General features: G+C 63.6%; 17 protein-coding genes and 1 tRNA gene. 9 read left to right on the top strand and 9 right to left on the bottom strand.

Translation table 11 applies throughout. From position 1 onward, the window contains the following. Positions 1-21: 21 nt before the first annotated feature. Complete coding sequence (gene fadB / locus DN388_RS07675; protein ID WP_043864570.1) at positions 22-2,169, bottom strand: fatty acid oxidation complex subunit alpha FadB; 2,148 nt, start codon at positions 2,167-2,169, stop codon at positions 22-24. Positions 2,170-2,609: 440 nt separating this feature from the next. Continuing rightward, positions 2,610-3,047, bottom strand: coding sequence for a hypothetical protein (locus DN388_RS07670; protein WP_043864571.1), 438 nt, complete (start codon positions 3,045-3,047; stop codon positions 2,610-2,612). A 108-nt stretch (positions 3,048-3,155) separates the two neighbouring features. On the opposite strand from DN388_RS07670, the gene DN388_RS07665 reads away from it, so the two are divergent. Beyond that, positions 3,156-3,599 (top strand): universal stress protein, encoded by a 444-nt coding sequence (locus DN388_RS07665; RefSeq protein WP_043864572.1) that lies wholly within the window; start codon positions 3,156-3,158, stop codon positions 3,597-3,599. A 42-nt stretch (positions 3,600-3,641) separates the two neighbouring features. Here the strand turns inward: DN388_RS07665 and DN388_RS07660 are convergent, their stop codons facing one another. Beyond that, the gene (locus DN388_RS07660; protein ID WP_043864573.1) at positions 3,642-5,561 is read right to left on the bottom strand and encodes an ATP-binding cassette domain-containing protein; all 1,920 of its coding nucleotides are present in this window, start codon (positions 5,559-5,561) and stop codon (positions 3,642-3,644) included. A gap of 210 nt (positions 5,562-5,771) precedes the next feature. On the opposite strand from DN388_RS07660, the gene DN388_RS07655 reads away from it, so the two are divergent. Continuing rightward, positions 5,772-7,700, top strand: coding sequence for a transglycosylase SLT domain-containing protein (locus tag DN388_RS07655; protein WP_043864574.1), 1,929 nt, complete (start codon positions 5,772-5,774; stop codon positions 7,698-7,700). A 97-nt stretch (positions 7,701-7,797) separates the two neighbouring features. On the opposite strand, the gene DN388_RS07650 is transcribed toward DN388_RS07655, so the two are convergent. Continuing rightward, positions 7,798-8,601 (bottom strand): MOSC domain-containing protein, encoded by an 804-nt coding sequence (locus DN388_RS07650; protein WP_196932507.1) that lies wholly within the window; start codon positions 8,599-8,601, stop codon positions 7,798-7,800. A gap of 75 nt (positions 8,602-8,676) precedes the next feature. Then, positions 8,677-9,612, bottom strand: coding sequence for a chemotaxis protein CheV (locus tag DN388_RS07645; protein ID WP_043864576.1), 936 nt, complete (start codon positions 9,610-9,612; stop codon positions 8,677-8,679). 397 nt (positions 9,613-10,009) lie between these two features. Between DN388_RS07645 and DN388_RS07640 the strand changes: the two genes are divergently transcribed. From DN388_RS07640 to DN388_RS07630, 3 genes are all read left to right on the top strand, one after another. Then, positions 10,010-10,471 (top strand): histidine kinase, encoded by a 462-nt coding sequence (locus DN388_RS07640; protein ID WP_254998364.1) that lies wholly within the window; start codon positions 10,010-10,012, stop codon positions 10,469-10,471. Between the two features lie 459 nt (positions 10,472-10,930). After that, positions 10,931-11,827, top strand: a complete 897-nt coding sequence (locus DN388_RS07635) for a sensor histidine kinase (RefSeq protein WP_116055043.1) — start codon at positions 10,931-10,933, stop codon at positions 11,825-11,827. Beyond that, on the top strand, positions 11,817-12,476 hold the full coding sequence (locus DN388_RS07630) for a response regulator transcription factor (protein ID WP_043864579.1): 660 nt from the start codon (positions 11,817-11,819) through the stop codon (positions 12,474-12,476). The genes DN388_RS07635 and DN388_RS07630 overlap by 11 nt, the downstream gene beginning before the upstream one ends. Here DN388_RS07630 and yegS read toward each other — a convergent pair. Beyond that, positions 12,460-13,359 (bottom strand): lipid kinase YegS, encoded by a 900-nt coding sequence (gene yegS, locus DN388_RS07625; RefSeq protein WP_043864580.1) that lies wholly within the window; start codon positions 13,357-13,359, stop codon positions 12,460-12,462. The genes DN388_RS07630 and yegS overlap by 17 nt on opposite strands. A gap of 299 nt (positions 13,360-13,658) precedes the next feature. Between yegS and DN388_RS07620 the strand changes: the two genes are divergently transcribed. Beyond that, positions 13,659-15,113: a mannose-1-phosphate guanylyltransferase/mannose-6-phosphate isomerase gene (locus DN388_RS07620; protein ID WP_043864581.1), complete on the top strand. Its 1,455-nt coding sequence runs from the start codon at positions 13,659-13,661 to the stop codon at positions 15,111-15,113. Between the two features lie 65 nt (positions 15,114-15,178). After that, positions 15,179-16,423 carry a glycosyltransferase family 4 protein gene (locus DN388_RS07615; protein ID WP_043864582.1) on the top strand — a complete coding sequence of 415 codons (1,245 nt, stop codon included), beginning with the start codon at positions 15,179-15,181 and terminating at the stop codon, positions 16,421-16,423. Here DN388_RS07615 and glp read toward each other — a convergent pair. Both glp and moaB read right to left on the bottom strand, forming a co-directional pair. Further along, positions 16,412-17,638, bottom strand: a complete 1,227-nt coding sequence (glp, locus tag DN388_RS07610; protein ID WP_254998357.1) for a gephyrin-like molybdotransferase Glp — start codon at positions 17,636-17,638, stop codon at positions 16,412-16,414. The genes DN388_RS07615 and glp overlap by 12 nt on opposite strands. After that, on the bottom strand, positions 17,622-18,161 hold the full coding sequence (gene moaB, locus DN388_RS07605; RefSeq protein ID WP_043864584.1) for a molybdenum cofactor biosynthesis protein B: 540 nt from the start codon (positions 18,159-18,161) through the stop codon (positions 17,622-17,624). The genes glp and moaB overlap by 17 nt, the downstream gene beginning before the upstream one ends. A 200-nt stretch (positions 18,162-18,361) precedes the next feature. On the opposite strand from moaB, the gene DN388_RS07600 reads away from it, so the two are divergent. Together DN388_RS07600 and DN388_RS07595 are read left to right on the top strand one after the other, a co-directional pair. Continuing rightward, positions 18,362-18,583 carry a YgdI/YgdR family lipoprotein gene (locus DN388_RS07600; RefSeq protein ID WP_043864585.1) on the top strand — a complete coding sequence of 74 codons (222 nt, stop codon included), beginning with the start codon at positions 18,362-18,364 and terminating at the stop codon, positions 18,581-18,583. Between the two features lie 79 nt (positions 18,584-18,662). Then, a tRNA-Pro gene (locus DN388_RS07595) sits at positions 18,663-18,739 on the top strand. Between the two features lie 142 nt (positions 18,740-18,881). Here the strand turns inward: DN388_RS07595 and mqo are convergent. Next, the gene (gene mqo / locus DN388_RS07590; protein ID WP_054916197.1) at positions 18,882-20,468 is read right to left on the bottom strand and encodes a malate dehydrogenase (quinone); all 1,587 of its coding nucleotides are present in this window, start codon (positions 20,466-20,468) and stop codon (positions 18,882-18,884) included. Positions 20,469-20,601 lie beyond the last annotated feature (133 nt).

Genomic DNA, 20,601 nt, shown 5'->3' with positions numbered 1-20,601 from the left:
CTCGCTCTAGTCGTTGGGCGCTTAACCGAAGAAGCTCTGGCCGTTCTTGGCCATCTCGCGCAGCTTCTCGGTGGGGTGGTACAGCGCGCCCAGGTCGGCGTACTGGTCAGCCAGGGCAACGAACGCAGCCACACCGATCGAATCGATGTAGCGCAGTGCACCGCCACGGAACGGAGGGAAACCGATGCCGTAGACCAGGCCCATGTCGGCCTCGGCCGCCGTCTCGACGATGCCGTCTTCCAGGCAGCGCACGGTCTCCAGGCACAGCGGGATCATCATCCAGTTGATGATGTCCTCGTCGCTGACTTCACGCTGCTCGTAGACGATCGGCTTGAGCACTTCGAGCACCGACGGGTCGGCAACCTTCTTCTGCTTGCCGCGCTTGTCGGCCTCGTAGGCATAGAAACCCTTGCCGTTCTTCTGGCCCAGGCGCTTGGCTTCGTAGAGCACGTCGATGGCCGAACGACGGTCATCCTTCATGCGGTCCGGGAAGCCCTCGGCCATCACGTCGCGGCCGTGGTGGCCGGTGTCGATGCCGACCACGTCCATCAGGTACGCCGGGCCCATCGGCCAGCCGAATTTTTCCATGATCTTGTCGATGCGCACGAAGTCCACACCGGCGCTCACCAGCTTGGCGAAACCGCCGAAGTACGGGAACAGCACGCGGTTGACCAGAAAGCCCGGGCAGTCGTTGACCACGATCGGGTTCTTGCCCATCTTCTTGGCGTAGGCAACGGTAGTGGCCACCGCCAGTTCGCTGGACTTCTCGCCACGGATCACTTCCACTAGCGGCATCATGTGCACCGGGTTGAAGAAGTGCATGCCGACGAAATTTTCCGGACGCTTGAGGGCCTTGGCCAGCAGGCTGATGGAAATGGTCGAGGTGTTGGAAGCCAGGATGGTGTCCGCCTTGACCTGGTCTTCGACCTCGGCCAGCACGGCCTGCTTGACCTTGGGGTTTTCGACCACGGCTTCCACCACCAGGTCCACGTGACCGAAGTCGCCGTAGGACAGGGTCGGACGGATGCCGTTGAGCACTTCAGCCATTTTCGCGGCGGTCATGCGACCCTTGTCGACGCGGCTGACCAGCAGCTTGGCGGCTTCGGCCAGGCCCTGCTCGATACCGTGCTCGTTGATGTCCTTCATCAGGATCGGCGTGCCTTTGGAGGCCGACTGATAGGCGATGCCGCCACCCATGATGCCGGCACCGAGTACGGCGGCCTGCTTCACGTCCTGGGCGATCTCGTCGTAGGCCTTGGCCTTTTTCTTCAGTTCCTGATCGTTCAGGAACAGGCCGATCAGGCTCTGGGCTGCCGAGGTCTTGGCCAGTTTGACGAAGCCGGCGGCTTCGACTTCCAGCGCTTTGTCACGCCCGAAGTTGGCGGCTTTCTGAATGGTCTTGATGGCTTCGACCGGCGCCGGATAGTTCGGGCCTGCCTGACCTGCCACAAAACCCTTGGCGGTCTCGAAGGCCATCATCTGCTCGATGGCGTTGAGCTTGAGCTTTTCCAGCTTCGGCTGGCGCTTGGCCTTGTGGTCGAGCTCGCCGCTGATGGCGCGCTTGATCAGTTCCAGGGCAGCTTCCTGAAGTTTCTCCGGGACCACCACTGCATCGACGGCACCGACTTTCAGTGCGTCTTCAGGGCGGTTCTCCTTGCCGGCGGCAATCCATTCGATGGCATTGTCGGCGCCGATCAGGCGCGGCAGGCGTACGGTACCGCCGAAGCCCGGGTAGATACCCAGCTTGACTTCAGGCAGGCCGATCTTGGCTTTGGTCGACATGACGCGGAAGTCGGCCGCCAGGCACATTTCCAGGCCGCCGCCCAGCGCGATGCCGTTGATGGCGGCAACGGTCGGTACATCGAGATCTTCGAAATCGCTGAAGATTCTGTTGGCTTCGAGGTTGCCTGCAACCAGCTCCGCATCCGGCAGCTTGAAGTTGTCGACGAATTCGGTGATGTCGGCGCCGACAATGAACACGTCCTTGCCGCTGCTGACGATCACACCTTTGATCGACGCATCTGCCTTGATGGTGTCTACGGCCTGACGCAATTCATTCAGGGTAAGACGGTTGAACTTGTTGACGGACTCACCCTTGAGGTCGAACTTCAGTTCGACGATGCCGCTTTCAAGAGCCTTAACCGTGATGGCTTTACCTTCGTAAATCATCAACTGATCTCCACGATATGGAAGCTGAACTGTACACGCCGAACGCTGGCACGAAATTCGGCACCAGGCACACCCGTCAGCGCGATAGTCGGGATTCTGCGAGCGTCATGTGACATACAAACGCTCAATTCATACGCCCGTTTGATTTGGGTACGGACACATTCACCGAAAAGCCTGCCGTTGTCAAATACCCAAAAGCACGAGCAAAACGCGACTTTACGGTCATTTTGAGCGAAGGGGTGCGGGTTCAGCCTGTAGGTGATTGGCCATCATTCATGCAGGTGATCGGCCATGGATACACACGAGAGAGGCGGCGAAGTGATAAAGCGCAGCTACACTGAGGGCATAGAAGAAGTTTCCGGCCTGCCTGGCCTTTTTTTTATTCAGTTGCCGGCCCCGCCATGGGGCAGGCCCTGGCGGTCAATCACACGACTCACGGGTCACGCCAGCGCCTTGAGCAACCGGGCAATGTCCTGCAACGCTGCGGCATCCCCCTTCTCTCCCCAGCACAACGCGATCATCTGCGGGTTGGCCTCGACCTTGTAGACACTCGCCGGCAGGCGCGACAGGTGCTCGAGCACGCGCGCATCCTCGCAGGGCTCGCGCCACTGGTTGAGCCACACCCCTGGTGTCACCTGCCAGTAGCTCCAGCTGTCGGCATGCCCGCGACGGCGCGCACAATGATACTGCGCGCAGGTGTGCGGCGGCTCTTCGGGCAGCCAGTGCGGCCAGGTTTGCGGGGTAAGCTGCATGGCCAGCCCCATGCGCCGCGCCTCCAGGCGCAGGGCCATGCGCCCGCTGGTGCGACGCGAGGGCAACAGCCAGACCATGGGGCTGAGCATCAGCGCAAGGATTGACACTACTACCCAGAACGTCATATCTGTTATTCCTATAAAGACTTTGCAAATGAGCTGGTTAGCCGACATCGATGCGATCAGCCTGAAACCGACCATACTTTAACTATCGCGATTGTCAGGAGAGCCCTCATGCCCTACGAACACATTCTGGTCGCCGTCGACCTGACCGAAGAATGCGACCCGGTGATCAAGCGCGCTCGCGAGCTGGCCACGCCCAACGGCACCAAGGTTTCCCTGGTACATATCGTCGAGCCCATGGCCATGGCCTTCGGCGGCGACGTGCCGATGGACCTGTCGCAACTGCAGCAGCAACAGTTCGACCAGGCCAAGGAGCGCATGGACCGCCTGTTCAACAAGTATCCGGAGATCAACCGCGGCGATTCCCACCTGACCTACGGCCAGCCTCGCCAGGAGATTCACCAGTTGGCCAAGGACCAGAAGTGCGACCTGATCGTGGTCGGCAGCCATGGCCGCCACGGCCTGGCGCTGCTGCTGGGCTCCACCGCCAATGACGTGCTGCACGGCGCACCGTGCGATGTGCTGGCGGTACGCCTGCAGAAGAAGGCCGACTGATACCAGAAGGCCCGCTGTTGGACATAGCGGGCCTTCTTCATATCAGCTGTCGAGCTCGGCCCAACGCTCCACCAGTGTGTCCAGCTCGCCCTGCAGCTTCTCGAGGCTGGCCAGCACGGCGGTGGTCTGGTCGATTGGCCGCTGATAGAAGCCTGCATCGGAAATCTCCGCCTGCACCGCAGCCATCTTCTGCTCCAGGGCATCGATTTGCCCCGGCAGAGCCTCCAGCTCGCGCTGCAGCTTGTAGCTGAGCTTCTTCTTGCCTTCATTGACCACCGGCGCTGCCGCAGGCTCGGGTGCAACGGCCTCGACCACCGCACTGTTGAGCTCGGACTTGCCCGACTTGCTTTCGGTCACGCCGAGCAGCTTGGGCGAACCGCCCTGGCGAATCCAATCCTGATAGCCGCCCACGTACTCACGCACCTTGCCCTCGCCTTCGAACACCAGGGTGCTGGTGACCACGTTGTCGAGGAACGCCCGGTCGTGACTGACCATCAGCACGGTGCCCTTGAAGCCCGCCAGCACCTCTTCGAGCAGCTCCAGGGTTTCCACGTCCAGGTCGTTGGTCGGCTCGTCGAGCACCAGCAGGTTGGCCGGCTTGCTGAACAGCTTGGCCAGCAGCAGGCGCGCACGCTCGCCACCGGACAACGCCTTGACCGGCGTGCGTGCACGCTGGGGGCTGAACAGGAAGTCGCCCAGGTAGCTCAGTACGTGACGGTTCTGCCCATCGATCTCGATGAAGTCACGGCCTTCGGCCATGTTCTCGATCACGGTCTTTTCCAGGTCAAGCTGATGGCGCAACTGGTCGAAGTAGGCCACTTCGAGACGCGTGCCCGACTCCACCTTGCCCGAGCTTGGCTCCAGGTCGCCCAGCATCAGCTTGAGCAGCGTGGTCTTGCCGGTACCGTTGGCGCCCAGCAGGCCGATACGGTCCTCGCGCTGCAGGACCATCGAGAAATCCTTGACCAGGTAAGGGCCATCGGGGTGTGCGAAGCTGACGTTTTCCAGCACCATCACCTGCTTGCCGGACTTTTCCGCCACGTCGAGCAGGATGTTGGCCTTGCCCTGGCGCTCGCGACGCTCGCTGCGCTCCACACGCAGTGCCTTCAGGGCGCGCACGCGGCCTTCGTTGCGGGTACGCCGGGCCTTGATGCCCTGGCGGATCCACACCTCTTCCTGGGCCAGTTTCTTGTCGAACAGCGCGTTGGCAGTCTCTTCGGCAGCCAGCGCGGCTTCCTTGTGCACCAGGAAGCTGGCGTAGTCGCCGTTCCAGTCGATCAACCCGCCACGGTCCAGTTCGAGGATGCGCGTGGCCAGGTTCTGCAGGAAGGAACGGTCGTGGGTAATGAACAGCACGGCGCCGCCAAAACCGCTCAGGGCATCTTCAAGCCAGGCGATGGCGCCGATGTCCAGGTGGTTGGTCGGTTCGTCGAGCAGCAGCAGGTCGGGCTCGGACACCAGCGCCTGGGCCAGCAGCACACGCCGACGCCAACCACCGGACAGCTCGGCCAGGGTCTTGTCGGCCGGCAGCTGCAGGCGGCTCAGGGTGCTGTCGACCAGTTGCTGCAAGCGCCAGCCATCGCGCGCCTCAAGGTCGCTCTGCACGTGCATGAGCTTTTCCAGGTCGGCGTCGGTGTGAATGTTCTGGCTCAGGTGGTGATACTCGGCGAGCAATGCACCGACACCGTCCAGGCCTTCGGCAACCACATCGAACACGGTGCGCCCGTCGGCCACCGGCAGTTCCTGCGGCAGCTCGCCGATCTTCAGGCCCGGGGCACGCCACACATCGCCTTCGTCGGGCTTCTGGTCGCCCTTGACCAGGCGCAGCATGCTCGACTTGCCCGTGCCGTTGCGGCCGATGATGCAGACCCGCTCACCACGGGCGATCTGCCAGGACACCTTGTCCAGCAACGGCATGGCGCCGAACGCAAGGGACACATCGCTTAATTTGAGCAGGGTCATGATCTTCTCCAAAAACCGGGGGCGCATTCTACCTGAGTTGCGCCTGCTTCACATTAAGCGCGACCGGCGTGCCGACCGCAGTCCTGCATTACATGCCGATACAAGCACAATGCTTTCTTCCGCCCCCGGCAAACGGCTAAGCTTAAGCACGTAATCCCACCAGTGCTGGCGCCGCCGACACTCGTTTTGGTCAAACTGTCCGGAAGTATCATGCGCCGCAGCCTGCTCAGCCTCGTATCCTGTCTGCTTTTTTCCGCCACCGCGGCCAGCACCGTCCAGGCCGCCGACCTCACCCAGCAACGCCAGTACTACGATGAAGCCAAGCGTGCCCTGGCCAAGGGCGACAGCGGCCCTTACCGCCGTTACGAACAGGCCCTGCGTGATTATCCGCTGGAGCCCTACCTGGCCTACGACGAACTGACGGCGCGCCTCAAGAGCGCCAGCAACGCCGAGATCGAGAAGTTTCTTGCCGAGCATGGCGACCTGCCCCAGGCCAACTGGATGAAACTGCGCTGGTTGCGCTGGCTGGCAGAGCGCGGCGACTGGCAACCCTTCGTCAAGTACTACGACCCCAAGCTGAACTTCACCGAGCTCGACTGCCTCAACGGCCAGTATCAGCTCAGCCACAACCTGCGCGCCGAGGGCTACGCCACCGCCGACAAGCTGTGGCTGGTGGGCAAGTCGCAGCCGGCGGCCTGTGACGTGCTGTTCGACCGCTGGGCCGCCGAGGGCCAGCTGACCGAACAGAAGCGCTGGGAGCGCATCAAGCTCGCGGCCCAGGCGCGCAACTACGCCCTGGCCAACACCCTGATCAAAGGCCTGAACACCCTGGGCCCGCAAGGCCGTCTGCTGGTGGATGTGGCGCAGAAGCCCGAACTGCTCAACAACCCCGGGCGCTTCACCCCGGTCAACGAAGCGATGTCCGACGTGGTCAGCCTGGGCCTGCGCCGCCTGGCGCGCCAGGACCCGGAGCGGGCCATGGCGCTGCTCGACGACTACGCCAATCGCATGCATTTCTCCCGCGACGAGAAGGTGGCGATCGCCCGCGAAATCGGCCTTACCCTGGCACGGCGCTACGACCCCCGCGCCCTGGGCCTGATGACCCAGTACGACCCCGAGCTGCGCGACAACACCGTGACCGAATGGCGCCTGCGCCTGCTGCTGCGCCTGGGCCGCTGGGAAGATGCCTACGAGCTGACCAAACGCCTGCCCCAGGACCTGGCCACCACCAACCGCTGGCGCTACTGGCAGGCGCGCAGCCTGGAGCTGGCGCAGCCGAAGAACCCGCAGATTCCACTGCTGTACAAGACGGTAGCGCGAGAGCGCGACTTCTACGGGTTCCTGGCCGCCGATCGTGCACAGACCCCGTACCAGCTCAACAACAAGCCGCTGGTGCTCAGCCAGCAACTGATCAACAAGGTACGCAACACCCCCGGCGTGCGGCGCGCGCTGGAATTCCATGCCCGCGGCCAGATCGTTGACGGGCGCCGCGAGTGGTACCACGTCAGCCGTCATTTCAGCCGCGACGAGATGGTCGCCCAGGCGCGCCTGGCCTATGAAATGCGCTGGTACTTCCCGGCCATCCGCACCATCAGCCAGGCCCAGTACTGGGACGACCTGGATATCCGCTTCCCGATGGCCCACCGCGACACCCTGGTACGCGAAGCCAAGGTACGCGGCCTGCACTCGAGCTGGGTGTTCGCGATCACCCGCCAGGAAAGCGCCTTCATGGACGACGCCCGCTCCCACGTGGGTGCCAGCGGCCTGATGCAACTGATGCCGGCCACCGCCAAGGAGACGGCGCGCAAGTTCAACATCCCGCTGGCTTCGCCGGCGCAGGTACTGAACCCGGACAAGAACATCCAGCTGGGCGCCGCCTACCTGAGCCAGGTGCACGGCCAGTTCAACGGCAACCGGGTGCTGGCCTCGGCCGCCTACAACGCCGGCCCCGGACGCGTGCGCCAGTGGCTGCGCGGCGCCGATCACCTGAGCTTCGACGTATGGGTGGAGTCGATTCCGTTCGACGAGACCCGCCAGTACGTGCAGAACGTGCTGTCGTATTCGGTGATCTACGGGCAGAAACTCAATTCACCGCAGCCACTGGTGGATTGGCACGAGCGGTTTTTCGACGATCAGTAAGCGGTGATCAGCGCTTCGCCGGCAACGTCGAAGCGCAACCTTGTGGAGGCGACGGTGCGTGTGCAGGGGCCAGCCTTGCTGGCGAAGCGGCCCGTCGCTATTCCAGCACCTCGACCGCCATCCCCACTTCCAGCACGCCCTCGCCGTCGGCCACCAGGTTCTGGCCGAACAGCACATCCCCCTCCTTCTGCCGATAGGTCTTGAGCGTGGTCAAGGGTTCGCGATCGGGGCTGCGCTCGCCGGTCTGCGGGTCGAGGGTGGTGAGGATGCAGCGCGTGCACGGGGAAAGCACCCGAAAGGTCTGCTGGCCAATGCGAATGCGCTTCCAGCCATCCTCGGCATATGCCGCACTGCCCTCGACCACCAGATTGGGCCGAAAGCGCAGCATCTCCAAGGGGCGCCCAACCCGCTGTACCAGGTCGTCGAGCGACGCCTGGCCGATCAGCAGCAAGGGGAAACCATCGGCGAAGGCCACACGGTCGCTGTTCTCACCGTAGCCGGCCGGCAGATAGCGGGTACGCGGCTCGGGCACATGCACCAGGCGCACCGGCTTGCCGATGAAGCGGCTCAACCAGTCGGCCGCCGCATCGCCTGCATCCGGTACGCGCAGGGTGTCGCGCCAGATGGTCGCCCCACGCAGATTGGCGTCCGCTTGCGGCACCGCCACCTGCAAGGGGTCAAAACCCGGGGCACTGAGCACCAGACCGCCATCGGCGTCGTACAGCGCCGATAACTGGCTCATCTGCGGGTAGGCGCGCTGGGTCAGGAAACGTCCGTTGTCCTGCTCCACCAGCATCCAGCGCCGGTCACCCAGCAAGCCAAGCAGGCCGCACGGCGACTGGCCCAGGGCTTGCGCCTGGGCCGACTTGAGTGGGTAACGATACAACGCGCTCAGACGCATGGGCCGGCTCCGGATGATAAAGGCGCAAGCTTACACCGAGGGCCGGGCAACCGCTGCCCGGCCCTTGGTGCCGGCTCAGACGGTCGCTTCGTCCAGCATCAGGCGCTGGCGCACCACATCCACCAGCTTGTCGGGCTGGAACTTGGACAAAAAGTTGTCACAACCGACCTTCTTCACCATCGATTCGTTGAAGCTGCCCGACAAGGACGTGTGCAGCACCACGTACAGGCTGCGCAGGCGCGGATCGTTGCGGATCTCGGTGGTCAGGCGGTAGCCGTCCATTTCCGGCATTTCGGCATCGGTGAAGACCATCAGCAACTTCGAGCACACGTCCTCACCGGCATCCGCCCAGCCTTTGAGCAGGTTGAGTGCCTTGAGGCCATCGCTGGCCACATGCATCTTCACCCCCAGCTGGCTCAGGGTTTCACGCAACTGCGCCAGGGCCACGGTGGAGTCGTCCACCAGCAGCACCTCCCGCCCTCGCGCCTGCGCCAGTACCGGGTCTTCCAGCTTGTCGCGGGACACCTTGGCGTTGTACGGCACGATTTCGGCCAGTACTTTCTCCACGTCGATGATTTCTACCAGTTGCTCGTCGACCTTGCTGATGGCCGTCAGGTAATGCTGACGCCCGGCACTGGTGGGCGGCGGCATGATCGCCTCCCAGTTCATGTTGACGATACGGTCCACGCCTCCCACCAGGAACGCCTGCACCGAACGGTTGTACTCGGTGACGATGATGGTGCTGTTGGGCCCCGGCTCCAGTGGGCGCATGCCGATGGCCTGGGACAGGTCGATCACCGGCAGGGTCTGCCCACGCAGGTTGACCACGCCGCACACATACGCATGGCGTTGCGGCATCAGGGTCAACTTGGGCATCTGCAGCACTTCCTGCACCTTGAACACGTTGATCGCGAACAGTTGGCGCCCGGCCAGGCGAAACATGAGGATTTCCAGACGGTTCTCGCCTACCAACTGCGTCCTTTGGTCTACCGTGTCGAGAATGCCAGCCATTAAACAACCCCCAGGCGTGTCGCAAAAATTGAATTATCAACCGTGTATCGGCCGCGTTCGTCTTGGCTTGACCCCCCAAAATAAAATGCTGCGGGGGGCATTGATGTCACTTTAGCATCATGGTTTACTGCGCTGACAGTTTTGCAGTCGCGGCAGGTCATCAGCGATCACACCAAGCCAATGCCATCAGGGAAACCCCTAGCCACAATCGGGCGAGACCTGATGTTCGCAATATCCTTTAGCCATTAATGTGACGCCATTCTCATTGCATGAATGGAGTCAGGCTTTTGCTCGCTACTGCCTTGTTGTCCACAACCAATGCTAGCGTCTTGCCAAAACACCGGCTCCAGGGCGTTTCAGCCCCCATCCGCAGTCTGCGCCTGGCAGGAAACGACTGATGTCCGACACCACTGCGGACATCAGCGCCCTACACGACTTTCAGGTCGATGCCCACGTACTGCTGACCCGCGCTCAGGAGTGCCTGTCGCACCTTGACCTGATCGGCCACGATACCGACGCGTGCGACTGCCTGCTGAACACCCTCGGCACACTGGCCGAGCGTGCCCACCTGCAGGCCCAGACGCAGATCGCCGACTTCTGTCGCCAACTCTGTCATGTGCTCGAACCGCAGCAATGCCGCGCGCGCCTTCACGCTGCACTGCCCAAGCTGAAAGCCTGCCTGAGCCTGCTGGCCTGGCAGCTTGAACTGATCGACCCGCACACCGGCCAATTGAACCTGGACCCCCAGGAGCAACTGTCCTTGCTGGAGGAACTGGAACAGACCTTCCGGCAGTTGCACGCAGAACCGGCCAAGGCGACCGCCACACCCGCCGCCCCTGCACCCGCCCTGGGCGCATGAAGTTGCACAACTAACCGGCGTGGGAAATTTCCCCGCCGCACATCATTTCAAAGCACTTTCCCACAACACTAAGCATTAACTTACGCGTGGGCGGCGAGTTTCTGTCAGCTGTATACAAAAACAATATCAGCGCATATAGGACAAGTTTTGTATCGCCACCAGTGATAGCAAAGTGCTAGACTTTGCGCCATCCGGAACGACCGTACCAGCCCGTAAAACTGACAGTTCGGACATCTTTCACGCCCCGCGACCATTTCCAAGCGAAGTGATACTATGCCCGACGCAAATTGCACACCGACAATGCACGGTGCTGAAGTTTGGCGTTTTCAGCACACTTGAAATCGTCTGATTCCAGTGTTGGCAAAACTGCACAAAGTTAAATCCAGGCGTTGCCCCAAACGCCTGTTGGGCGATATTCGACCGGCTTTCAACAGCGATACTTCAGTGGCTTCATTCCCTATGCTCTCAAGCCTCAAGACACTCAAGCGCGGCCCTCCGGGCGCTTCTCTGCTGCATTGGCTGAGCGCCCTGCTGTGCCTGGTGTCGGCGGCGGCCAACCTGTACCTGTACCTGCGTGCGGCACCGATGCCCGGCAGCCTGCTGGCACTGCAGCTGGCCGCCCTGCTCGGAATTGGCTGGCAATTGCGCCAGGCCGCGCGCTCGATCGCCATGCGCCCCCAGGAGCTGGCCCACCGCCTGCTCGAGGTACAGGAGAGCGAACGCCAGCGTCTGAGCCGCGAACTGCATGACGATATCGGCCAACTGCTGACAGCCGCCAAGCTGCAGGCAGACTGGCTGCAACGGCGCATGCCGGCCGACCTGCAGGAACACTGCGCCACATTGCGCAGCACCCTGGACGACACCCTGGCCAACGTGCGTGATGTGTCGGCGATCCTCAACCCACGCCAACTGGCCAGCCTGGGGCTTGAAGCGAGCCTGCGCGCGCACCTGCTGCGCACCCTGGAAAACACCGACGTGCACTGGAGCCTGGAGTGCAGGCAGCGCCTGGGTGGCATTCCGGAAGACATGGCCATCGCTGCCTTTCGCATTACCCAGGAAGCCGTCACCAACATTCTGCGACACGCCCGGGCACGCAACCTGAGCGTGCGCATCGAGCGCACCCCCGAAGGCCTGGCGCTATCGATCAGCGACGACGGCCAGGGCTTCACGCCTGCTGCCGCCCCCGGCGAGGAGGGCCAGCGCGGCATGGCCGGCATGAGTGAACGGGTCAACCTGCTCAATGGCCGGCTGAGCGTGAACAGCCATCCCGGCCAGGGCACCCACATCGACGTACTGTTCCCCTGGCCACCGCGTGCCCGTGAACGCGCCAATACAAGTAAACCCCATGATCTGTAATCTGTTGCTGGTGGATGACCACTCCCTGATTCGCGCCGGCGTACGCGCCCTGGTCGCCGACATACCCGGCTACGCCGTGGTCGGCGAGGCCAACGACGGCAGCCAGCTGCTCGAACTGGTGCAGCGCCTGGACCCGGATATCGTGCTGCTGGACATCTCGATGCGCTCGACCGGGGGCCTGGAGGCCCTGGGCCGCCTGAAGGCTGCTGGCTGTCGCAGCAAGGTGCTGATCCTGTCGATGCACACCGACCCCGAGCTGATCATGCGCGCACTGGAAATCGGCGCCCATGGCTACCTGCTCAAGGACACCACCGCCACCGAACTGGAGCAGGCACTGGCCGCGCTGCGCAGCGACGAGCGCTACCTGAGCCCGGCCATCGCGCATACCGTGATCAACCAGGCGTTACTGCGCGCCCAGAGCAGCAAGCCCGAGGCCGTCGAGAACCACAACCTCACGGCGCGCCAGCTGGAAATCCTGCGCCTGATCGTGCGCGGCAAATCCACCCGTGAAATCGCCAACGGCCTGGGCCTGAGCATCAAGACCGTCGAGACCCACCGCTCGCAGATCATGAAACGCCTGCAGATCTACGACGTGGCGGGCCTGGTGCTGTTCGCCGTGCGCGAACAGATCATCAGCCTGGACGACTGAGCAGCGGCGACTCGGCGGGCAGGTGCACGCGCAGCGCCCCCGGCAGCGCACTGAAGCGCCAGCTGTCGCCTTGCAGCGGCTCGCCATCGAGGTTGATGTCCAGGCCTTCGGCGCTCTTGATCTCGACCCACGGCAGGCGCGCGCGAACAAACAGATTGTCCAGCCCCAGGCCCTCGCTCAGCAGGTCACGCAAAGTGCCGACCACCTCCTGCGGCGCCGGCAGGATGCTGATATCGAGCAGCCCGTCGTCCACCTGCGCCTGCGGGCACAGCACATGCCCGCCGCCGGCCTGGCGGCCGTTGCCGATTCCCAGGGCCAGCAACTGACCTTGCCAGTGAAAATCCGGACCTTGCAGCTCCACCGAGGCCGCACGCAGCTCGCTGAAACGCGACAGCCCGGTGAACAGATAGGCCGCGGCACCGATCACCTTCTTCAGGTCCTCGGAAGTGCTGGCCGTGACCTGGCTGCCGAAACCGCCGGTGGCCATGTTGAGGAACACCTGCCCGCCCACCTCGCCCAGGTCGATCGCCCGCGCCGGCAACTCCAGCAGGTTCAGAGCCTGGTCCGGCTCCAGCGGCACACCGGCAGCCCGTGCGAAATCGTTGGCGGTACCCAGCGGCAATAGCGCCAGGCTGGCATCACCCCGGGCCTGGGCCAGCGCCTCTGCCACATCGCGCAGGGTACCGTCGCCACCACCGGCCACCAGATGCGGGTACCCCGCCGCCAGCGCCTCGTGCACCAGGCGCTGGGCATCGCCCCCCTCCCAGGTGAGTCGAACATCGAGCTGCCAGCCGCGCTCGCGCAAGCCCATTACCGCCGCGCGCACCTCGTCGTTCATGGCCTGCTTGCCATGCAGAATCAACAATGCCCTGCGCTCACCCATAACTGCTCCCCCGCATTGATCACCGCCGACGGCGGTGCCGCGTCAGATGACGCCCGTGTATATCGACCGATTACAACACGGTTCCGTTGCATGCGGACCACGTCAAAAACAGCGCTTTCACACAATTGCCATTGAAAGATTCTCAATCGATGTGCATCATTCGACAAATATTTGGCCTTCACGGACGATGCCAGTGATAAAAGTCACTTTTTTGACTCATTGAGCAAAGCGCCTGCCAGGTTCACCTTTTCCCTGTTATCACACCGCCTAGCGGTGCCCAGAACACGAGGCTGAGTGAAATGAGCACACTGATCCCTTGCATCATTGCCGGTGGAGCCGGCACCCGATTGTGGCCGGTTTCACGCGAGGCCATGCCCAAGCCCTTCATGCGCATGCCCGATGGCCAGAGCCTGCTGCAGAAAACCTTCCTGCGTGCCTGCGCACTCAAGGATGTGGCCCGCGTACTCACCGTCACCAATCGCGAAGTGTTCTTCCGCACCCAGGATGAATACCGCCAGCTCAAACAGCCCGGCATCGCGCTGGACTTCATTCTCGAGCCCTGCGGGCGCAACACGGCCCCGGCGATTGCCGCCGCCGCCCTGCACTGCGCCCGTGAATACGGCGAAGACGCCCACCTGCTGGTGCTGCCCGCCGACCACCTGATCACCGACCAGGCAGCCTTCGAAGAGGCCGTGGAGCGCGCCCGCGCCCTGGCCGAGCAAGGCTGGCTGACCACCTTCGGCCTGGTGCCCACTCAACCGGAAACCGGCTTCGGCTACATCGAGAAGGGCCAGGCCCTGGATGCCCATGGCTATCGCGTGGAGCGCTTCGTCGAAAAGCCGAACGCAGAGACCGCCCAGCGCTATGTCGAGGGCGGCCAGCACCTGTGGAACGCCGGCATGTTCTGCATGCGTGCAGATGCCATCCTGCGCGAGCTGCAGCAGCACGCACCGCAGGTTCTGGATGCGGTCGGCGAATGCCTGGGGCTGAGCCAGAGCAAACAGGGCAGCAACAGCCTGCAACTGGAACTGGATGCCACCAGCTTCGCGCAGGTTGCCGACATCTCCATCGACTACGCCGTGATGGAGCGTTCCACCCAGGTGGCAGTGCTGCCCAGCCAGTTGGGCTGGAGTGACATCGGCTGCTGGCGGGCGGTGCGCAGCCTGGCCCAGGGCGATGCCCAGGGCAACCAGTGCAACGGCGAGACCGTGCTGCACGACGTGAGCAACTGCTACATCGATTCGCCTCGCCGCCTGGTGGGCGCCATCGGCCTGGACAACCTGATCATCATCGACACCCCCGACGCCCTGCTGATCGCCGACGCGAGCCGCAGCCAGGAGGTCAAGCTGATTGCCCAGCAGCTCAAGCGCCAGGACCACGACGCCTATCGCCTGCACCGCACCGTGACGCGCCCCTGGGGCACCTACACCGTGCTCGAGGAAGGCCCGCGCTTCAAGATCAAGCGCATCATGGTACGCCCGCAGGCCTGCCTGTCCCTGCAGATGCACCATCACCGCAGCGAACACTGGATCGTGGTCAGCGGCATGGCCTGCGTGACCAACGGCGAAGAGGAATTTCTGCTCGACACCAACGAGTCGACCTTCATCAAGCCGGGGCGCGAGCATCGCCTGAGCAACCCCGGGGTGATCGATCTGGTAATGATCGAGGTGCAAAGCGGCGAATACCTGGGCGAGGACGACATCGTGCGCTTTACTGATATCTATGGACGCGCCCCGGCAGCAGCGATCGGCTGAGGCCCGCCAGGCGCGTTTTCGCATTCAGCCTGTCGACGCCGCTGCGGCAAGAGAGGAAGTGGGTCATGCGCGTACTCTGGACACTGCCTTACCTGCCCTGGCCCACCACCAGCGGCAGCAAGGCCCGGCAATACCACCTGTTGCGTGGCCTGGCTGAACGCGGGCACAGGATCACGCTGCTGGTGCACTCGAAAGTTCCGCTTGGCGAGGCAGCCCGACAGGCACTGGAGCCACTGCTCGAGCGCCTGATCGTGTTGCCGCGAAGGCCTTTGCGCAGCCCGCTCAACCTGCTGGCGGCGCTGTACGTCGGCTACCCGATGCGGGCCAGCACCAACGGCCTGGCGCCCCACCTGCGCCACTGCTTCGAAACGTTGCTGCGCGAGCAGTGGGATGTGATCCAGATCGAGCACAGCTACAGTTTCCAACCCTTCGAAAAGGCCCTGCAAGCCAGCGGCCTGCCTTTCATGGTCAGCGAGCATCATGTGGAGTCGGACACCGGCGCGGTGTGCCAGGACCGCCTGCCCCTGTGGCTGCGCCCGTTCAACAGCTTCGACCGCTGGCGCTACCGGCGCTGGGAGTCGCGGGTGCTGCGCCAGGCCAGCGAAGTGGTGGCCGTCAACCCGCGCGATGCCGAACAGATCCGCCAGTTCACCGGCCGCCCTGCCGAGGTGGTGATCAACGGCGTGGACTACGAGTACTACCAGCACATCAGCGCCTGCCCGCACAGCCAGCGCCTGCTGCTGGTGGGCAACTTCGAATACGGCGCCAACCTGGAGGCGCTGGAGTGGGCGCTGGAGGAGATCCTGCCGCAGGTATGGCTGAGCAACCCGGCCGTGCGCCTGGCGGTGGTCGGACATGCCCTGCCCACCCAGTGGAAGCTGCGCTGGAACGACCCGCGCATCGAATGGATCGGCTACCTGCCCGACCTGCGTGAGCTGCAACGCCACTCGGCGCTGTTCTTTGCCCCGCTGCGCCATGCCGGCGGGTGCAAGATCAAGTTGCTCGAGGCCATGGCCGCAGGCCTGCCGGTGGTCACCACCACCCAGGGCGCAGCGGGGTTGGCAGTGCGCAACGGCGAGCATTACCTGGGTGGGGACGACACCGACACGCTGGCACTGATCATCACCCGTCTGCTGAGCCACCCGACGCGCATGCAGCAGTTGTCCGATGCCGCGCGCCAGTTCGTGCGCGAGCAGCATGACTGGAGCAGAGCCGCCGCGCAGCTGGAGAGCGTGTATGCGCGCCTCGCCGCGCAGGCCCCACTGGGCAACGACCGGGTTGCCCGGGGCCTGCTGCCGTCAGCCGAGTAGCTCGCTGAGGGGGATGAACTGCACGCTGTCGCCCTTGCCGGGCGCAGTGCCCTCGCGCACCTCCACCAGGCCCTCGGCCCACGCGGCGCTGCGCAGCACACCCGAGCTCTGGTTCTTGTAGATCAGCGCCTGGCCCTGCTCCATGCGCGCGCGCAGGTATTCGCGGCGATTGCCTGGCTTGGGCCAGTCGAAACCGGCAGGCACGCTGAACTGCAGCGGCGTCACGTCCTGCACACCCTGGCGGCGCAACAGGTACGGCCGGGTGAGCAGGCCGAAGGTGACCAGGGTCGACGCCGGGTTGCCTGGCAGGCCGATCACCGGCACCCCGCGAAAATGCCCGAAGGTCAGCGGCTTGCCGGGCTTGATCGCAAGCTTCCACAGCGACAGCTCACCTTCTTCGCGCAGGGCGATACCCAGGTAATCGGCCTCGCCCACCGATACACCACCGGTGGACAGAATCAGGTCGACGTCCTTGAGCTGGCCCAGGCGCTCACGGGTCAACGCCAGATCATCGGGCAGGATGCCGGCGTCCTTCACCTCGCAGCCCAGGCGCTGCAGCCAGCTGACCAGCAGGCGCCGGTTGCTGTTGTAGATCTGCCCGGGGCCCAGGGGCAGCCCCGGCTCGACCAGTTCGTCGCCGGTGGAAAGCACCGCCACCCGCACCTTGCGCACTACCGACAGCGCCGCGCAGCCGAGCGAGGCAGCCAGGCCCAGCTCGACCGGCCCGAGGCGGGTCCCGGCGTCCAGCACGGTTTCACCTGCCCGGGTTTCCTGGCCCTGCGGGCGCACATTGAGCCCGGCACTGAGCGGCTCGGTGAAACACACGCGTTGATCGGGCTGAACGTCGGTGTTCTCCTGCATCTCGACGCAGTCGGCCCCTGCCGGCAGCGGCGCACCGGTAAAGATGCGCGCACAGGTACCCGGCTCCAGAGGCGCAGGCGCCTGCCCGGCCTGAATGCGCTGGCTCACCACCAGCGGCGTGCCCTGCCAGTCGGCGTGGTGCAGTGCGTAGCCGTCCATGGCGCTGTTGGGCCAGGGCGGCAGATCAAGGCCGGCGACCAGCGCCGTGGCCAGCACACGGCCCTCGGCAGCAGCCAGTGGCACCTCTTCGCAGTCTTCGATGCGCGCCGCTTCGGCCAGCGCCAGCAAGCGCTCCAGGGCCTGCTCCACGGGCAGCAGCGGCTTTGCCGCAACAGGCTCAGCCACGGCTTTCACACGGCGCCGCCTGCTTGAGGTGCGCGACGAAATTGCACGGGCGATGGCGTACATCCAGTTGCTCGGCAAGAATCCCGTCCCAGCCGGTGCGTACCGCGTTGGTCGAGCCGGGCAGGCAGCACACCAGCGTACCGTTGGCCAGCCCGGCCAGGGCGCGGGACTGCACGGTGGAGGTGCCGATATCGGCCAGGGAGATATGCCGGAACAGTTCACCGAAGCCGTCGACCTGCTTGTCGAGCAGGCAACCGACCGCCTCGGGGGTGCTGTCGCGGCCGGTGAAGCCGGTGCCGCCCGTGATCAGTACCACCTGCACCTGCTCGTCGGCGATCCAGGTGGCGACCTGCGCGCGAATCTTGTAGAGGTCGTCCTTGAGCAGTACACGGGCGGCCAGCGCGTGGCCGGCAGCAGTCAGGCGGTCGACGAACACCTGGCCGGAGGTATCGGTTTCCAGGGTGCGGGTATCGCTGACGGTCAGCACGGCAATGTTCAGCGGCACGAACGGTACATCAGCCTTGGCTTTCATGAGGAGGGTGAATCCATGACAGGGAAAGAATGCCGCCAGTTATATCACAGCCCTCCCCGCGCCCGCCCGCCAGCGGCCGATTGCATTGTTCCCGATCAATGACGCGGTTCAGCCGCTATGCTCAAGTTGCGAGGAACTTGCTGGGACGCGATGCGTCTCAATGACATGACCCGCAACTTCCCCCTCAATGGAGAAAGAATATGATTCAACGGACCCTCCCCGCTTTCCTGCTCGCCCTGGGCCTGGGCACCCTCGCCGGGTGTGCTTCGCCTACCGTGATCACGCTGAATGACGGACGTGAGATCCAGGCGGTCGACACCCCCAAGTACGATGAAGATTCGGGCTTCTATGAAATCGAACAGCTCGACGGCAAGAGCACCCGGATCAACAAGGACCAGGTCCGCACCGTGAAAGAGCTGTAAAAGGCAGTACAGACGGCAAGCTTCAGGCCCCTCGCCGGGGCTTGCCGGTCGCGTTTTTTTTTGAGTAGAATTTTGTCATCGGAGTGTAGCGCAGCCAGGTAGCGCGTCTCGTTCGGGACGAGAAGGCCGCAGGTTCGAATCCTGTCTCTCCGACCAGATCGGCAAAAACCACAAAGCCCGCTTTTGCGGGCTTTGTGGTTTCTGGCTGTACTGCATCCGCTGTGGCTCAAACCCGCCCCCACAAGGATGTCAATCATCCGGTGGGGGCGGGCTCGATCCGCGAAGCGTCAACCCGACGTTACTGCGCGGCCACCGCCGTCTCGTCCGGCAGCACCGGCACGAACAGCAGGTTCAGGCGCGAGCTGCTCCACTCACGGGTCTTGTTGGTCAGCTCGAGGTTGTTGTTGAGCTTCTGACCATAGGTCGGCACGATCTGCTTCAGCTTGGCCTGCCATTCAGGGGTCTTGATACGGTCCTTGAAGGTCTTTTCCAGCACGGTCAGCATGATCGGTGCGGCGGTGGAGGCACCTGGCGAGGCGCCCAGCAGCGCGGCGATGGTGCCGTCCTGCGAAGCCACCACCTCGGTACCGAACTGCAGGATGCCACCGTGCTCGGGATCCTTCTTGATCACCTGGACGCGCTGGCCGGCCTGCAGCAGTTTCCAGTCTTCGTTCCTGGCGTTGGGGAAGTACTCGCGCAGGGCATGCATGCGGTCTTCGAAGCTCAGCATCAACTGGCCCATCAGGTAGGTGCTCAGGTCGATGTTGTCGATACCAGCATGGGTCATCGGCATGATGTTGTGGGTGGTCAGTGCCGAGAACATGTCCAGCAGCGAACCGTTTTTCAGGAACTTGGTGGAGAAGGTCGCGAACGGGCCGAACAGCAGCACTTCCTTGCCATCGATGACACGGGTGTCCAGGTGCGGTACAGACATCGGCGGCGCACCGACCGAGGCCTTGCCGTACAGCTTGGCCTTGTGGCGTTTGACGATGTCCTGGTTGTCGGTCATCAGGAACTGGCCGCCCACCGGGAAGCCGGCATAGCCGTCAGCTTCCGGGATGCCGGACTTCTGCAGCAGCTTGAGCGCGCCACCACCGGCACCGATGAACACGAACTTGGCCTTGACGCTGGTTTCGACGCCCTTGTTGGCGAGGTCGGCGACCACCACGGTCCAGGTGTTGTCGGCGTTGCGCACGATGTCGCGCACTTCGTGCGAGGTGTGCAGCTTGACGTTGTCATGCTGGGTCAGCGAAGCGAACAGCTGGCGGGTGATCTCGCCGAAGTTCACGTCGGTACCGATCGGCATGCGCGTTGCGGCAATCTTCTGGTCGGCGGCACGGCCTTCCATCACGATCGGCACCCACTTCTGGATCTGCGCGTGGTCTTCGGAGTACTCCATGCCACGGAACAGCGAACTGTGCTGCAGGGCCGCATGACGTTTCTTGAGGAACTCGACGTTCTTGTCGCCCCACACAAAGCTCATGTGCGGCACGTTGTTGATGAACGAGGTCGGGTTGTTCAGCACCTTCTGCTCGACCTGGTAGGCCCAGAACTGCTTGGAGATCTCGAACTGCTCGTTGACGCCCACCGCCTTGCTGATGTCCATCGAACCGTCAGCCGCTTCGCTGGTGTAGTTCAGCTCGCAGAACGCAGAGTGGCCGGTACCGGCGTTGTTCCAGGCGTTGGAGCTTTCCTCGGCCACCTTGTCCATGCGCTCGTACACGTCGATGGACCAATCCGGCTCCAACTCGTTGAGGTAGGTCCCCAGGCTTGCACTCATGATGCCGCCGCCGATCAGCAGCACGTCGACGGTCTTTTCCGGTTCACTGGGCTTGGAGCAACCCATGACGCTCAGGCACAGGAGCGTCAGCAGGATTTTTTTCATAGTTCAATCCAATTGAAGTGAAGTGATTGGCAATGACCATCACGCCCGCAGTGCACGCCCGTCTCTTGTGGTTCTGCGCGCGCAGGCCATGGCTCAAGGCATGGCGTCCAGGCCTTCGAGGCTGGCTGGCGGC

The organism is Pseudomonas sp. S12(2018) (assembly GCF_024355235.1).
GTDB lineage: Bacteria > Pseudomonadota > Gammaproteobacteria > Pseudomonadales > Pseudomonadaceae > Aquipseudomonas > Aquipseudomonas palmensis.
This window is presented reverse-complemented; position numbering and strand designations above follow the sequence as displayed.

Excerpts from the sequence above, each read along its gene's own strand:
- DN388_RS07635 (WP_116055043.1), top strand. The coding sequence starts at position 10,931 with ATGCTCTCAAGCCTCAAGACACTCAAGCGCGGCCCTCCGGGCGCTTCT.
- fadB (WP_043864570.1), bottom strand. The coding sequence starts at position 2,169 with ATGATTTACGAAGGTAAAGCCATCACGGTTAAGGCTCTTGAAAGCGGC.
- DN388_RS07660 (WP_043864573.1), bottom strand. The coding sequence starts at position 5,561 with ATGACCCTGCTCAAATTAAGCGATGTGTCCCTTGCGTTCGGCGCCATG.
- DN388_RS07640 (WP_254998364.1), top strand. The coding sequence starts at position 10,010 with ATGTCCGACACCACTGCGGACATCAGCGCCCTACACGACTTTCAGGTC.
- DN388_RS07650 (WP_196932507.1), bottom strand. The coding sequence starts at position 8,601 with ATGCGTCTGAGCGCGTTGTATCGTTACCCACTCAAGTCGGCCCAGGCG.
- DN388_RS07665 (WP_043864572.1), top strand. The coding sequence starts at position 3,156 with ATGCCCTACGAACACATTCTGGTCGCCGTCGACCTGACCGAAGAATGC.
- DN388_RS07620 (WP_043864581.1), top strand. The coding sequence starts at position 13,659 with ATGAGCACACTGATCCCTTGCATCATTGCCGGTGGAGCCGGCACCCGA.
- yegS (WP_043864580.1), bottom strand. The coding sequence starts at position 13,359 with ATGGGTGAGCGCAGGGCATTGTTGATTCTGCATGGCAAGCAGGCCATG.
- DN388_RS07670 (WP_043864571.1), bottom strand. The coding sequence starts at position 3,047 with ATGACGTTCTGGGTAGTAGTGTCAATCCTTGCGCTGATGCTCAGCCCC.
- DN388_RS07630 (WP_043864579.1), top strand. The coding sequence starts at position 11,817 with ATGATCTGTAATCTGTTGCTGGTGGATGACCACTCCCTGATTCGCGCC.
- moaB (WP_043864584.1), bottom strand. The coding sequence starts at position 18,161 with ATGAAAGCCAAGGCTGATGTACCGTTCGTGCCGCTGAACATTGCCGTG.
- DN388_RS07645 (WP_043864576.1), bottom strand. The coding sequence starts at position 9,612 with ATGGCTGGCATTCTCGACACGGTAGACCAAAGGACGCAGTTGGTAGGC.
- mqo (WP_054916197.1), bottom strand. The coding sequence starts at position 20,468 with ATGAAAAAAATCCTGCTGACGCTCCTGTGCCTGAGCGTCATGGGTTGC.
- DN388_RS07615 (WP_043864582.1), top strand. The coding sequence starts at position 15,179 with ATGCGCGTACTCTGGACACTGCCTTACCTGCCCTGGCCCACCACCAGC.
- DN388_RS07655 (WP_043864574.1), top strand. The coding sequence starts at position 5,772 with ATGCGCCGCAGCCTGCTCAGCCTCGTATCCTGTCTGCTTTTTTCCGCC.
- DN388_RS07600 (WP_043864585.1), top strand. The coding sequence starts at position 18,362 with ATGATTCAACGGACCCTCCCCGCTTTCCTGCTCGCCCTGGGCCTGGGC.